The organism is Flavobacterium sp. CFS9 (assembly GCF_041154745.1).
Classification (GTDB): Bacteria; Bacteroidota; Bacteroidia; order Flavobacteriales; family Flavobacteriaceae; genus Flavobacterium.
In genome coordinates, this window is the sequence record NZ_AP031573.1 from 3,473,630 (window position 1) to 3,488,646 (window position 15,017).

The 15,017-nt window shown below is 33.4% G+C and carries 12 protein-coding genes; 9 read left to right on the forward strand and 3 right to left on the reverse strand.

Translation table 11 applies throughout. The features are described 5' to 3' along the window. Positions 1 to 111 precede the first annotated feature (111 nt). Complete coding sequence (locus tag ACAM30_RS14685) at positions 112 to 1,017, reverse strand: glycosyltransferase (RefSeq protein ID WP_369615349.1); 906 nt, start codon at positions 1,015 to 1,017, stop codon at positions 112 to 114. An 86-nt stretch (positions 1,018 to 1,103) separates the two neighbouring features. On the opposite strand from ACAM30_RS14685, the gene ACAM30_RS14690 reads away from it, so the two are divergent. Both ACAM30_RS14690 and ACAM30_RS14695 read left to right on the forward strand, forming a co-directional pair. Beyond that, on the forward strand, positions 1,104 to 1,496 hold the full coding sequence (locus tag ACAM30_RS14690) for an FdtA/QdtA family cupin domain-containing protein (RefSeq protein WP_369615350.1): 393 nt from the start codon (positions 1,104 to 1,106) through the stop codon (positions 1,494 to 1,496). Continuing rightward, positions 1,493 to 2,584 (forward strand): glycosyltransferase family 4 protein, encoded by a 1,092-nt coding sequence (locus ACAM30_RS14695; protein WP_369615351.1) that lies wholly within the window; start codon positions 1,493 to 1,495, stop codon positions 2,582 to 2,584. Before ACAM30_RS14690 ends, ACAM30_RS14695 begins: the two co-directional genes overlap by 4 nt. Here the strand turns inward: ACAM30_RS14695 and ACAM30_RS14700 are convergent. Together ACAM30_RS14700 and ACAM30_RS14705 are read right to left on the reverse strand one after the other, a co-directional pair. Beyond that, a complete protein-coding gene (locus tag ACAM30_RS14700; RefSeq protein ID WP_369615352.1) occupies positions 2,581 to 3,462 on the reverse strand; it encodes a glycosyltransferase family 2 protein in 882 nt (293 codons plus the stop codon). The genes ACAM30_RS14695 and ACAM30_RS14700 overlap by 4 nt on opposite strands. Then, positions 3,462 to 4,145: a cell division ATP-binding protein FtsE gene (locus ACAM30_RS14705; protein WP_026109865.1), complete on the reverse strand. Its 684-nt coding sequence runs from the start codon at positions 4,143 to 4,145 to the stop codon at positions 3,462 to 3,464. The genes ACAM30_RS14700 and ACAM30_RS14705 overlap by 1 nt, the downstream gene beginning before the upstream one ends. A gap of 361 nt (positions 4,146 to 4,506) precedes the next feature. Between ACAM30_RS14705 and ACAM30_RS14710 the strand changes: the two genes are divergently transcribed. From ACAM30_RS14710 to asnB, 7 genes are all read left to right on the forward strand, one after another. After that, positions 4,507 to 7,521 carry a tetratricopeptide repeat protein gene (locus ACAM30_RS14710; RefSeq protein WP_369615353.1) on the forward strand — a complete coding sequence of 1,005 codons (3,015 nt, stop codon included), beginning with the start codon at positions 4,507 to 4,509 and terminating at the stop codon, positions 7,519 to 7,521. A gap of 306 nt (positions 7,522 to 7,827) precedes the next feature. Then, positions 7,828 to 8,691: a PhzF family phenazine biosynthesis protein gene (locus ACAM30_RS14715; RefSeq protein ID WP_369615354.1), complete on the forward strand. Its 864-nt coding sequence runs from the start codon at positions 7,828 to 7,830 to the stop codon at positions 8,689 to 8,691. 118 nt (positions 8,692 to 8,809) lie between these two features. Continuing rightward, complete coding sequence (locus ACAM30_RS14720; protein ID WP_369615355.1) at positions 8,810 to 10,561, forward strand: TonB-dependent receptor; 1,752 nt, start codon at positions 8,810 to 8,812, stop codon at positions 10,559 to 10,561. Positions 10,562 to 10,734: 173 nt separating this feature from the next. Beyond that, entirely contained in the window at positions 10,735 to 11,265 is a 531-nt protein-coding gene (locus tag ACAM30_RS14725; RefSeq protein ID WP_369615356.1) for a GNAT family N-acetyltransferase, read from the forward strand. A gap of 90 nt (positions 11,266 to 11,355) precedes the next feature. Further along, the gene (locus tag ACAM30_RS14730) at positions 11,356 to 11,703 is read left to right on the forward strand and encodes an SH3 domain-containing protein (protein WP_369615357.1); all 348 of its coding nucleotides are present in this window, start codon (positions 11,356 to 11,358) and stop codon (positions 11,701 to 11,703) included. Positions 11,704 to 11,921: 218 nt separating this feature from the next. Next, on the forward strand, positions 11,922 to 12,371 hold the full coding sequence (locus tag ACAM30_RS14735) for a hypothetical protein (protein WP_369615358.1): 450 nt from the start codon (positions 11,922 to 11,924) through the stop codon (positions 12,369 to 12,371). Between the two features lie 795 nt (positions 12,372 to 13,166). Then, positions 13,167 to 14,843 carry an asparagine synthase B gene (gene asnB / locus ACAM30_RS14740; RefSeq protein ID WP_070906979.1) on the forward strand — a complete coding sequence of 559 codons (1,677 nt, stop codon included), beginning with the start codon at positions 13,167 to 13,169 and terminating at the stop codon, positions 14,841 to 14,843. Positions 14,844 to 15,017: the final 174 nt, after the last annotated feature.

The window sequence follows — 15,017 nt, forward strand, 5'->3', positions numbered from 1 at the left end:
TTATCAAAAATAAACTTAGGACACGGTTATTTTAACTGAAAAACTAGTTTATGTCAATTTTTAAACAGAGATGTTTTTGATATTAAGTAGCAGTGGAAGCGAAAATAGTTTCTAATACTTTTTAAAAGTAGTCCTCCAGAGCAACCAGAATCGTAAGCCGACGTTTTTAAAAAATAAATTATAATCTTTGATTTGAAAAGTATGTACAATCTCATGATGCACTCTTTTCTGAATTGCAAGATCTTCTTTTTTAGTTTGGTTTAAATGAATGGCTTTTTTAAGAATTAAATAAGTTGATAAATTCATTTTCCGAAACGTTAACTTTTTATTGTCGTAGAAACTAGAAGTTAATGAATTATCGGAAATTCTTTTTTTAACCAAAATTTCGTCAATAAAGTCAAATTCATAGACACGAGAGGCTCTAATCCAAAAATCTAAATCTTCATAAGCAAGTGTTTCATCATACCCATTTAATGCATCATAAACAGTTTTTTTTGTCATGGAAGAAACGGAACAAATGCTGTCTAAACCTGAGAGGACGCTCTTATAAATATCACCATTTTGTTTTTTCTTGATAGTTTTATGATTATGATCTACAGGGAAATAATAAGAATCAAATTCACCTTTTTCTGTAATCAGTTCAGCATTTCCGTATACAACACCAAGATTTGTAAAGGTACTTTTCTTAAAAGTTTCAATTTGCAAAGAAACACAATTAGGGACTAAAACGTCATCTGCAGCCAAATCAATGATATAATCTCCTTTAGCCAATTTTAGAGCCTTATTAAATGATTTGGTGATTCCTAAGTTACTTTCATTAATAAGAAATTTAACTTCAGGGTAATCCGGGAGCCACCTTTTAATTACACTTTTTGAATTATCAGTACTGCAATCATCGATGATTATCAATTCGATAAACGGATAATCTTGTTGTATCACGGAAAATAAACTCTCTACCACAAAATTTTCGTGGTTATAGCACAAGCAAATAACAGTGACTAATAATTTATCTTGCATTGTTTTTAAAGAGTTATATATTTGATACGAAAATAAGAAATCGATAATGATATTACCTAATAAAATATAAAGCTGATAGTTAGAGTATGGATATAGTAATGATTGATTTTCCAAAAATTGAAAATATCTTAGGTAATATTGCAGTAATTGAAAAGAATACAATTCCTTTCGAGATAAAAAGAGTTTATTATTTATACGATATTCCAAGTTCTTCTACAAGAGGAGGTCATTCTCATAAAAAGCTGCAGCAAATCTTAATCGCAATTTCAGGGAGTTTTGATGTAGTCTTAAAAGATGGCGAAATTGAAAAAACAGTAGTTTTAAATAAACCGGATAAAGGTTTGTTGATTAAGAATAATATATGGCGTGAGCTCGAAAATTTTTCGTCCGGAGCTGTATGTTTGGTTTTAGCATCGGAAGTTTTTGAAGAAGAGGATTATATAAGGAATTACGATGATTTTTTGATATCAAAAAAATGAAATTACTCTATATTACACAAAGAGCAGACGAAGAAGGAGGAGTACAAAGAGTACTTGCGGTAAAAACTAATTATTTGATTGAAAAATTTGATTATGAAGTTAGTATTGTTACTCAAAATGAAGGGAATGAAAATCTTTTTTTTGAGTTTAATAAACGAATTGATTTTTACGATATATCATTAAAAAGTAACAAAGGATTTAACCTGCTTCAATATAAAAGAAAATTAGAAGAGTATATAAAAAGAATACAGCCCGATTGTATTATTGTTTGTGATTTTGCCTTAAAATCATTTTCAATTCCATTACTCATAAGCACAAAAGTCCCTATTGTTTTTGAAGCACATGGTTCAAGATTTAATGAATACAAGAGTGCTGGTCTTTTTAGATTTAGCAGCAAGTTTAAATACAATTATCGAAATTATTGTGCTTCTCGGTTTGCGCTTTTTATAGCATTATCTGAAGAAAGTTTGAGTGAATGGTCAGTTAAAAACAGTCATGTAATTTCTAATCCGTTATGGATTGAAAGAAAATCTTTTTCAGATTTAGAAGCAAAAAAAGTTATTGCTGTAGCACGGCATTCACATGAAAAGGGGATTGACAGATTACTTCAAATATGGAAATCCATAGTAGAAAAACATTCGGATTGGATATTGGAAATTTATGGCAAAGAAAATGAAGCTTTAGGCTTGCGAAATTTAGCAAGAAAGTTAAAAATCGAAGAGCGTGTAGTTTTTTGTAATCCGGTAGAAAATATACAGCGAAAATATACAGAAGCATCAATACTTGTAATGACTTCCAGAAACGAAGCATTGCCTATGGTATTGATTGAAGCAATGGCTTGTGGCTTGCCTTGTATAGCGTATGATTGCCCGGTTGGACCAAAAGCAATTATAAAAAACAATAAAAACGGATTTCTTATAGAAGATGGTAATCAGGGCTCTTATATTGAAAAGTTAAGTCTTTTGATAGAAGATAAAGACTTACGTTCGAGAATGAGTGAGGAAGCAATAAAAAGTGTAGAAAAGTATAATTTACATTCTATTATGACACAGTGGAAAGAATTATTTGACTCAATTGTAAAAGTTTAATTTATACTGCAATAATACCCTAATCGATAAAGGTCAAAAAGAAAAAGAGAAGGATTTTTACTCAACAACTGCTTTTTGAATAAAGGTTTTAAGATTTTAAAACCAAAAGAAACTAAAGATCGAAGGCGGATTTTTTTTATGATTACAAAATAGTAAGAAAGCTTAACGTAATCTTTGGAAATTAAATCTGAATCTACTAGATTTTTTAATCCTAAAACGGCTTCTTCAGATTTTTTTAAAAATGTTTTACTGTCTTCAATCCCTAAATGGTAAACCGGATTTTCTAAATGTGTTATTTCAATTTTGTTTTGCATTAATTCATACGAAAACAGCGTATCTTCATGTCTTAGATTGGGGATGCTTTCGTTAAAATTGACTTTGGAAAAGATACTTTTTTGAATTAAAAAGTTTAAAGTCAGGAAAGAGAGATGCACATTTTTATCCCGGTCAGAAACACTTAAGGCTTCTCTTTTTGTGCCATAAACCCATCGTAGAATTTGGTCTTTGGATGGTTTTGATTTTTCATACAAAATACCTCCATAAATGATTTTTTCACGATTATCTATTTTTGAAATATAGTTCAAAAGAAAATTTTCATGAACAGGAAATGTATCAGCATCGAGAAATAGTAAGTTTTGATAAGCGGCTTTCTCTGCTAACAAATTTCGGATGGCACTTCGTCCAATGTTTTTCTTAAGTATTACAAATGAACTATTTTTAAATTGATTAATTTGTTGGTTTTCATTTGTAAAAAGATTTGAAGCATCATCCATACAGATAATTTCAAAAGTGATATTTAACTCCAAGGCTTGTTCATGAAGTTTTTTAACTAATGAAACAACATCATAATTATAAACCGGAATTAAAATAGAAAGCACTATACGCTGCGTTGTACCACTTCAAAAATTCTTTCGTCTTCACATTTTAGGGTTTTAGACGGGAATTTCATCAGTAAAGCATAATCGTGAGTTACCATGATTACTGTTTTACCGTTGGCATTGATTTTTTTAAGTACTTCAAGAACCTCTGAGCTGGTTTGCGGATCAAGATTTCCGGTTGGCTCATCGGCTAAGATAAATTCAGGATCATTCAGTAACGCTCTTGCAATGGCAACACGCTGCTGTTCACCTCCCGAAAGTTGGTGTGGCATCTTGTTTAAGAACTCTTTCATACCTACCTTATCCAGAACTTCATCAATTTTATGCTCCATGGCTTCTTTTTCAGACCAGCCGGTGGCTTTTAAAACAAAAAGCATATTGTCTTTTACGGAACGATCCGGAAGTAACTTAAAATCCTGAAACACAATTCCGATTTTACGTCTCAAATAAGGGATTTCGCTTTCTTTTAAAGTCGCAAGATCAAATTCAACGATATGTCCTTCACCCTCCGTTAAAGGCAAATCACCATAAAGTGTTTTCATGAAACTACTCTTTCCGGAACCTGTCTTTCCAATGATGTAGATGAATTCACCGTGCTGAACATCTAAATTAATGTGAGATAAAATTTTCTTTCCTTCCTGATATATAGTGACTTCTTTAAGAGACAGTACGGTTTGCGACATAATAAAATTAATTTGAATGGTAAAAGTAATAAGATAACGCTTGGATTCAAAATAAATTTTAATCATTTCTGTGAGGAATTTCAAAAAATAGCCACAGATTAAAGAATTAGAATGATTTTATTCTTTTTGCAAAAGTTTATTTTCAATCTGTGAGAATCTCCGAAATCTGTGGCAAGCATAGTAGAATTGTACTTTTAAATGTAAAACAGAAAAATATTTTGGTAAAGTTTGAGAACCAATCTTTTGGCGTTTATTATACGGTTTAATAATTGTGATTAAAATATTCAGTTATAATAAATTCAAGAAACGTTTCGTTATAAACGGTATAAAATGATACATTTGAATACTAAATATAATTAAAATGCGTAAACTTCCCTGGTTCTTTTTACTCCCTATAATCCTTTTCTCAACCATAGTTTCGGCACAAAAATCAGCTATTTATACTTACGACTTAAAGGATTTCGACAAAGCACTGGCTTTATACAATGACAAACAATATGCTTCGGCTCAACTTATTTTCGAATATGTAAAAAATAATGCCACGACAGAAGAAGTTCAGTCGGATTGTGCCTATTATATTGCCAATTGCGCCATTCGAACGAATAAAGTAAATGCCGATGCGCTGATGGAAAAATTTGTACACGATTATCCGACAAGTACAAAACAAAATCAGGCGTATATTGAAGTTGCTCAGTATTTTTTTGAACAGGGAAATTACCCGAAAGCATTACAATGGTTTGATAAAGTGGACGAAAGTTACATGAGCAAATCAGACTCGGATAAATTTAATTTTCAGAAAGGATACAGTTATTTCAGCGCTAAAAAGAAAAAAGAAGCAACTACTTATTTTAACAAAGTGGTGAATTCTCCTGATTTTGGTTCTCAGGCCAAATATTACCTTGGATTTATGGCGTATGAAGGGGACGATTATAAAGAAGCAACGAAATATTTTGATGAAGTTTCAGGCGAAGAAAAATACAAAGAAAAGCTTTCGTATTATCAAGCCGACATGAATTTTAAGTTGGGAAGCTTTCAAAAAGCAATTGATTTGGGGCAAAAAGCTATGAGTAAATCTAATGATTTGGAAAAGTCAGAGCTGAACAAAATTATTGGAGAAAGTTATTTCAATTTAAAGCAATATGGTAAAGCGATTCCGTTTTTAGAACAATACGCGGGTAAAAAAGGGAAGTGGAATAATACCGATTTCTATCAGTTAGGATATGCCTATTACGAACAAAAAGAGTATGAAAAAGCAATTTCCCAATTCAATAAAATTATAGAAGGAAAGGACTTTGTAGCTCAGAATGCGTATTATCATTTAGGTTTAGCGTATTTAAACACAGGTAAAAAACAGGAAGCTTTAAATGCGTTTAAAAATGCTTCTGAAATGGATTTTAATGCGCAAATTCAGGAAGATGCTGCGTTGAATTATGCAAAACTGAGTTATGAGATAGGTAATGCCTATCAAACGGTACCTGGAATTTTACTTGATTTTTTAAAGAAATATCCAAACAATTCAAGCAGATCTGAAGTAGAAAAATTATTGGTTGATTCTTATATTTCTTCTAAAAACTACAAAGAAGCGCTTTCATTATTAGAAAAAAACAGATCGGCTGAGAATAAAGCTGCTTACCAAAAAGTACTTTTTTACAGAGGTGTAGAATTGTACAATGAATCTAATTATCAGGAAGCCGGGAAAATGTTCAAAAGTGCTGTCAGCGAACAAAAAACTCCTGAATTTACAGCCCGTGCGACATTCTGGAAAGCCGAAACAGAATATATGACTGATGATTTTCAGAATGCTTTACTTACCTATAAACAATTTGCAGGATTAGCTGCAGCAAAAACTACTAATGAGTATAAAAACATCAATTACAATATTGGTTATGCTTATTTTAAACAAAAAGAATACGATCAGGCTGGTAATTCTTTTCAGGCGCAAATTGATAATTCGAAAGAAGATAAAGTGCGTTTAAACGATTCATATTTGCGTTTAGGCGATTGCCGATTTGTGAGTTCAAAGTACAGTGCGGCAAATGAAGCCTACTCCAAAGCGATTGAAGCAAAAGGTGTTGACGCTGATTATGCACAATTCCAAAAAGCAATTTCTTATGGATTTATGTCCAAAAACGATAAGAAAGCCGATGAGTTGAGCCATTTCCTTCAGATGTATAAAAAGTCCTCTTATCGAGACGATGCTTTATACGAATTAGGGAATACTTATGTAACAGAGAAAAAGAACGATCAGGCGCTTAAAACCTATGATCAGTTGATTTCAGAATTTAAAAACGGGTCGTTTACTTCGAAAGCAATTTTAAAACAAGGATTGATTTATTACAATTCAGATCGTGATGATCAGGCTTTGGTGAAGTTTAAGAAAGTAGCAGCGGAGTTTCCTAAAACTCCCGAAGCTTTAGAAGCCGTTTCAACAGCCAGATTGATTTATGTAGACTCAGGAAAGGTGGATGAATATGCGACCTGGGTACGTACATTAGATTTTGTGGCGGTTACCGATGCCGAATTGGATAATGATACTTATGATGCGGCTTTCAAACAATACAGTCAGAACAACAGTAAGCAAGCTATAACTGGGTTTACAGGTTATGTGAATAAATTTTCGAAAGGAATGCATGCACTGGAAGCTAACTTTTATTTAGCGCAATTGTATTTTGCTGAAGGATCAGAAACTAAATCAGTGGCAAATTACCAATATGTTATTGATCAGCCAAGAAGTGAATTTACAGAGCAATCGTTAAGCAGACTCGCACAGATTTTCCTTAAAGCAAAAGATTGTGATCAGTCGGTTCCGGTTTTAGTACGTTTAGAAAATGAGGCTGATTTCCCTCAGAATAAAAACTTTGCGCAGGCCAACCTGATGAAATGTTACTACGACAAAAAAGAGTATGACAATGCTGTAGTGTACGCTGATAAAGTATTGCAAAACGCAAAAGCCGATGCCAATGTAAAAGCCGATGCACAGATTATCGTGGCTCGTGCAGCAATGCAAACCGGAAATGAAGACAAAGCTAAAACGGCCTATGCTAAATTATCGGCAACTTCGAAAGGAGAATTGGCAGCGGAAGCATTGTATTATGATGCTTATTTTAAAACCAAAGAAGGAAAATTTGATGCTTCGAATGTTTCAGTGCAAAAGCTGGCTAAAAATTATTCGGCTTATAAATATTATGGAGCGAAAAGTTTAGTGCTAATGGCAAAGAATTTTTACGGATTAAAAGACAGTTATCAGGCGACTTATATTTTAGACAACGTCATTAACAATTTTACCGATTATCCGGATGTTGTTGAAGAAGCGAAGAAAGAATTAAATGCCATAAAATTAGAAGAATCGAAAACGAATTCGTCTATTAGTAAGTAGTTTTTATCTGAAATGTTATTTGTGAAATGTGAGATGTTATCTGTGAAATGCAAATTACTGAAAATACATTTTACATTTCACAAAGCACATTTTACAATTTAATTTATTTAGTGAGAATTGAGATGTTATCTGTGAAATACAAATAACACAAAATACATTTTACGTCTCACAAAACACATTTTACAATTTAATTTATTTAGTGAAAAGTAAGATGTTATCTGCGAAATGGAATTTATAGAAAATACATTTCACATTTTACAAAAAACATCTCACATTTCATATTTAACAAATCACATTTTACAAGTTATGAGTTTACCATTTTATATAGTTGATGTTTTTGCAGATAAAAAATATACCGGAAATCAGTTAGCCGTTTTTACGGAAGCAGGGAATCTAAGTACCGAAGAAATGCAGCAGATGGCGCGCGAGATTAATTTTGCAGAAAGCACCTTTATAACCAAGCTTGACAGAGAAAAAAATAAAGCAGAGATCAGAATATTTACCCCTGCTCATGAAATGCAGTTTGCGGGACATCCCATAATTGGAACTTCCTGGGTTTTGATCAACAAAATATTTGATCATTCCCCTGAGAATATCACATTAGAAGTTCCTATTGGACCAATTGCAATTCATAAAACAGAAGATTTAATTTGGTTAAAAGCGGCACAGCCGAAATTTTGGGATGTTTTTGCCAAAGAAGATTTTCCGTCTTTCAGTAATCTGACCATTGATGATTTTGATAATCAGTATCTTATTCAGGAAGTTACGACAGGAAGTGCTTTTGTGATGGTACCACTAAACAGTAAACGAGCTTTGGAGAATTTGGTTTTAGATAAAGATAAAACAGACGGGTGGCTTAAAAAGCATTGCAAAACCGATCATAGAGCCTTGTATTTTTATTATCTGGAAGATTCAAAATTGTTTAGCAGAATGCTGTGCGTTGAACACAATCAACTGGTGGAAGATGCGGCAACCGGAAGTGCGAGTACTTGTTTGCAGGCTTATCTTCTAAAATATCATGCTCCGGAAATTGAGTTGATAAATCATCAGGGAGATTATATCAATCGTCCGTCTCAAATTTATTTTAAAGGGAAATTAGCCGAAAATCAATTTGACATCAAAATAGGAGGGAAAGCCCAGTTTGTCGCAAAAGGAGAGTGGGAAGTTTAAGAAAATAGAGTAAAGAGAATAGAATAAAGAAGGTAGAATTATAGAGTAAAAAGAAAATTAAGAAAAGGAGGGAAGTCTGTACTCTTTATTCTATTCTCTTTCCTCTCAAAAAAAAGATATGAAAATGAATTGCCAAAATAAAATTATCATCTTACTAGTAATGTTTGTCGTCCAGCTTTCGTTTGCGCAAAAGAAGAACGAAACAATCGGTACAGAGACAGTAAACGTAGTAAAACCCTATTCGCCAACGATTTCAGATGCTTTTAAAGTAAAGGAAACTCCTTCGCTTGACGATAGCGGAAATCAGCCGAAAGAAACCATAAAGTATAGTATTTTATCCGTTCCTGTAGCCTCAACCTTTACACCTTCAAAAGGAAAAGCAGAAGGCGTTGAGAAATCTAAAAAAGAAAAATTATTTAACAATTATGCCACTTTAGGAGTAGGGAATTATGGAACTCTTAATGCCGAATTGTTTGTCAATCAGGATTTAGGAAACAACGATTATGTGGCGGGTATGTTTCGTCACCATTCTTCTCAGGGAGGAATTAAAGGCGTAGAATTAAACGATGAGTTTTACGATACAGCATTGAATGTAGGATATGGCGTAAACAATCGTGATATGTCATGGAATGTCGATCTTGGTTATCAGAATCAATTGTACAACTGGTACGGTTTACCGGCTGATTTTGGGTCAACTCTGGCTGGACAAATGCGTGATGATTTAATAAGAGGAATTAATCCAAATCATTCCTATAATACCATTTCTTTAGGCGGTAACGTAGCTTTTACAGAAGGTGTTTTCAGTAAGATTTCGACAAAGTTTACGCATTTTTCGGATAGTTTTTCGTCATCAGAAAATCGTTTTTATGTAAAACCTACTTTTAAGGTAGATATAATGGACCAGGCTATCAATACTAATATCATCGTTGACCACGTAAGCGGCTCTTTCGAACATAATTATGCGTATGATAATACAAAGCCCTTGAAATACAGTCTGACTAATTTTGGAATTGAACCAAGCTTTGTAATGTTAGAAAATGACTGGACCCTGGAGTTGGGAGCGGGCTTGTTTTATGGTTTGGATTCTGAAAACAGCGGAAACAAGTTTTATATTTATCCAAAAGTAAACGCATCCTATAAACTGGTAGGTGATTTGATGATTTTTTATACAGGAGTGAATGGAGGTTTAAATCAAAATTCCTATGCTGATTTTGTGACTGAAAATCCGTTTTTATCTCCAACACTTTTAGTGAAACCAACCAATAATCAATACACTGTTTTTGCAGGTTTAAAAGGGAAATTGGCTAACAATGTTAGTTATAATCTTACCGGTTCTTATTTAAATGAGAAGGATAAAGCCTTGTACAGAAGCAATGATTATACAGAAGACTTCTCTAATCAGAATTATGGTTTTGGAAACTCTTTCGGAGTGATTTATGACGATATCAGAACCTTCCGTTTTTATGGAGAATTAAAAGCTGATTTTTCGCAAAATGTTTCTTTCGGAATCAATGGAACCTTCAATAGTTATAAATATGATGGTATAGAAGCGTGGAATTTACCGTCTATGAAATTGAGTTCTAATCTGGATGTAAATATTACCAAACAATGGTATGCGGGACTAAATGTTTTCTTTGTGGGAGAACGAAAAGATATGCAGTCGAATCTAAACTTAGGAACCGATCCGGTGATTACAACTCTAAAAAGCTATTTTGACGCCAATGCACATTTAGGTTATAAATACAACGAGCGTTTGACCTGTTTCCTGAAATTGAATAATATAGGGAATCAAGCCTACGAAAAATGGATGAACTACCCGGTACAAGGATTCCAGGTAGTAGTTGGAGCAAACTACAAATTCGATTTTTAAGTTTTTTAACCGCAAAGCACGCAAAAGTTTTTTATTTTGCGTTACGCAGATAAAATACAAAGTTCGCAAAGCTATTTCAACATAAAGCTTTGCGAACTTTGCGGTTGCTAAGCGCGATTCATGATAAAAACCTTTGCATCTTTGCATCTCAGAACCTCAGTACCTTAAAAAAAATGAAAATTAAACTCAGACAAGAAAATGAAAAGGACCACAAAAGTGTTTTTGACTTAATTGAAAAAGCTTTTGAAAAGGAAGAATACAGCGATCATAAAGAACAGTTTTTGGTTGAAAGGTTAAGAAAATCAGCTGCTTTTATTCCGGAATTATCTATTGTTGCCGAAGTGGAGAATGAAATCGCAGGACATATCTTATTGACGAAATTAGAAATTAAAAACGATACAGAATCTTTTGAATCTTTGGCATTGGCTCCCGTTTCGGTATTACCAAAATTTCAGGGAAAGGGAATTGGTTCAAAACTTATCGTGCACGCTCATGAAATAGCGAAAGAATTAGGATATAAATCAGTTATCTTATTAGGACATCATGATTATTACCCTAGATTTGGTTATGAACTTTGTAAAAAATACAATATCGAAATGCCTTTCGATGTTCCGGCAGAAAATTGCATGGTGATTGCTTTAACTGAAAATGGATTATCAGGAGTAAACGGAAAAGTAGTTTATCCGACTGCTTTCTTTGAATAAAAAATTAGACAAAGAGAAAAAACTTAGCACCTTAGCATCTCAGAACCTCAGTACCTCCAAAAAAACTCATTTCATTAAAAGAGCTGTATAATGACAGAAGTATTTAAAATTCTTGGAACCTATAAAACACAATATGAAAATCCTATTACTCTCGATAAGGGTGAGATTATAAAATTAGGAGAAGAAGAAACGGAAGAAAAATGGAAAGGGTGGATCTGGGCAGAAAACGGAATTAATAAAGGCTGGGTGCCCATTCAGATACTTGAAATTTCTGAGGATAACAAAGAAGCTAAAGTTTTAGAGTATTACACCGCCAAAGAGCTCGACGTTGATAAGGGGGATGAGATTTTTAAAATTAAAAGTTTAAACGGTTGGACATGGGTAAGGAAAATTATAAGTGATGATGAAGGATGGATTCCCGATGAAATAATAGGTTGAAAGTACTTTTTTTTTCTTTTAACCTTTGCCTCTCAGAATCTTTAGTAGTTGAGGGAAACCGTAAGTTTGGTTTTTAGAAAAGATTCGGGGGATAAAAGGATATAAAGTTTTTAAGCCACAAATGCACGAATATTTTTTATGAATTTGTGGCTATCTTTTTTGAGACTGTATAAAACCTTTGCATCTTTGCAACTAAGAACCTCAGTATCTCCAAAAAAATGACTTTCAAACAAAAAATACACACACATTACCAGCAGATGGTTCAGGATCGAATAGATGTTTTTAGAGACATGATTTCGACTCTGACCGAAGATTCTAAAAACGATGCAAAGGGTTCTGCCGGAGACAAGCACGAAACCGCTTTGTCGATGATGCATATCGAGCAGGAGAAATTGACGAATAAATTGAAAGAAGCAATGACTCAAAAAGCAATTTTAGACAAAATTGACGCTTTGAAAACAACCGAAAATATCATTTCAGGAAGTTTGGTAAAAGCCAATGGAATCTTTTTGTATGTAAGTGTGGCGCTTCCTAAAATTAATATTGAAGGCACAAATGTTATTGCTCTTTCGCCTCAATCTCCTTTGGGAGCACATTTGATGGGTAATAAAGTAGGATTTACTTTTGAAGTTAACAGTACAAAATACCTAATTCAGGAAATTAGTTAAATGGATTATTTAAGTTTAATATGCAGCTTTTCTCTATTTGGAGCTGCTTTTGCTTTTTATAAACTTCACAAGCTTTGGTTAAAGGATGCAATTGAAAAAAAGGATCAATATAAATTTCAGATTAATTTTCAGTCTTTTAAAAATTGGATGATAATAGTAATGATCATTATGATTGGATTAGGTTATTTTTTCAAAGCTTTTCCTTAATATTTTTTCATTAAAATGTTTCATTCCTCCGGACTATGTTTTGATAATCGTGATCTCATCAATGGATTAAAATCCGTTTTTACAAAATAGATATTCCTTTGGAATTTTTTAAAAGAGCCTTAGGCTCGCCATATATTGTAGCAACGGATTTTAATCCGTCGAAAATTGAGCAAAGACGCCATACAAAGTTCCTTAGGAACGATACCTGTAAAATTTACCCATTTTTTTGGTAAATAATCTGCCGTTTGAATAATTCTCTTAGTCTCCAAAATACCAGTATTGATAAAAAGAACAATTTAGGAAAAGTCTTTGTACTTCTTGTTGTGAATTTTGTATCATTTTTAATGTAATTCCATTTTTAATACAAACTATTCGTTTAGAATATTGCATTTTCTCCATAGTTTAAGTCCGAAATTAAAAATTTTAAGTTGAGACCTTTTTTTTATACTTAAATTTTATGTTTTACATGTAAAAATCAATTTTTGGTTTTAAATTATAACTAAAAATTGGTTATGTGTTTTTCAATTATAACTGATATCGCATCTTTGCTTCATCAAATTAAAATAATGTAATTTAAAATATATAGTTATGTGTGGAATTGTATGTGCCTTCGACCTAAAACAAAAAGCTGAAACTCTAAGACCTCAGGTTTTGGAAATGTCTAAAATTATCCGTCACCGCGGACCGGACTGGAGTGGAATATATAGTAATGATAAAGCAATTTTATCACACGAGCGTCTGGCAATTGTAGATCCGGCTTCAGGAAAACAGCCATTATTTACCGAGGATAAAAAACTGGTTTTAGCTGCAAATGGTGAAATTTACAACCACAGAGAATTACGCAAACAATTTCAGGGAAAATACAACTTTCAGACTGAAAGTGACTGCGAAGTAATCTTAGCACTTTACAGAGAAAAGGGGCCTCATTTTGTAGATGAGATGAATGGAATCTTTGGATTTGCAATTTATGATGTAGAGAAAGATGAGTATTTTATAGCTCGTGATCACATGGGGATTATTCCACTGTACATTGGCTGGGATCAACACGGAACATTCTATGTTGCTTCGGAATTAAAAGCTCTTGAAGGATACTGTACAAAAATTCAGTTGTTTCCTCCGGGACATTATATGACTAGTAAAGATGGCGAATTTGTACAATGGTACAAAAGAGACTGGACAGAATATGAAGCTGTAAAAGATAATGAAACCAGTATTCCTGAAATCAAAAAAGCACTTGAAGCAGCAGTTCACAGACAATTAATGAGTGATGTTCCTTACGGGGTTTTGCTTTCTGGAGGTTTAGACTCGTCTATTACTTCGGCTGTAGCCAAAAAATTTGCACAAAAACGTATCGAGTCAGATGATACCACAGATGCTTGGTACCCACAATTGCACTCTTTTTCAGTTGGTTTAGAAGGATCACCTGATTTAGCAGCAGCGCAGGTTGTAGCAAAACACATCGGAACCATTCACCATGAAATTAAATTTACCATTCAGGAAGGACTGGACGCCGTTCGTGACGTGATTTATAACTTGGAAACTTATGATGTAACAACTGTTAGAGCCTCGACACCAATGTGGTTAATGGCAAGAGTGATCAAGTCAATGGGAATCAAAATGGTATTGTCAGGAGAAGGTGCAGACGAGCTGTTCGGAGGGTATTTGTATTTCCATAAAGCACCAAATGCGAGAGAATTCCACGAAGAAAACGTTCGTAAATTAGGTAAATTACACATGTACGACTGTTTACGTGCCAATAAGAGCTTAGCAGCCTGGGGAATTGAAGGACGTGTTCCGTTTTTGGATAAAGAATTTATGGATGTTGCCATGAGAATTAACCCACAGGATAAAATGATCAACAAAGAGCATCCAATGGAAAAATGGGTAGTTCGTAAAGCATTTGAAGACATGCTGCCTGAAAGTGTTGCCTGGAGACAAAAAGAACAATTTTCAGACGGTGTTGGATACAGCTGGATTGACACTTTGAAAGAAGTGGTAGCCCAGGAAGTTTCAGACGAACAATTGGCGAATGCAAAATATAAATTCCCATTGCAGACACCGACGTCTAAAGAAGAATATTATTATCGTTCCATTTTTGCAGAACATTTTCCAAGTGACGCCGCTGCATTATGCGTACCTCAGGAAGCTAGTGTCGCTTGTAGTACAAAAATTGCGTTAGAATGGGATGAGGCTTTCAAAAACATGAATGATCCTTCAGGAAGAGCTGTAGCGAGTGTCCATGATGATGCATACGCGAAAGCATAAAAAAGTATTTTTAGAATTAGTATATATATTTCCGAAAGACGTTCTCAGTACTGGGAACGTTTTTCTTGTCTTAGAATGTTAAATTGTATTATTTCAGTTAGTTAAAAGTTTTTTCAGGCAATGATCTGATTTTACTTTTTTATATTTGACATTTGCTGAAATAAAAATGATAAG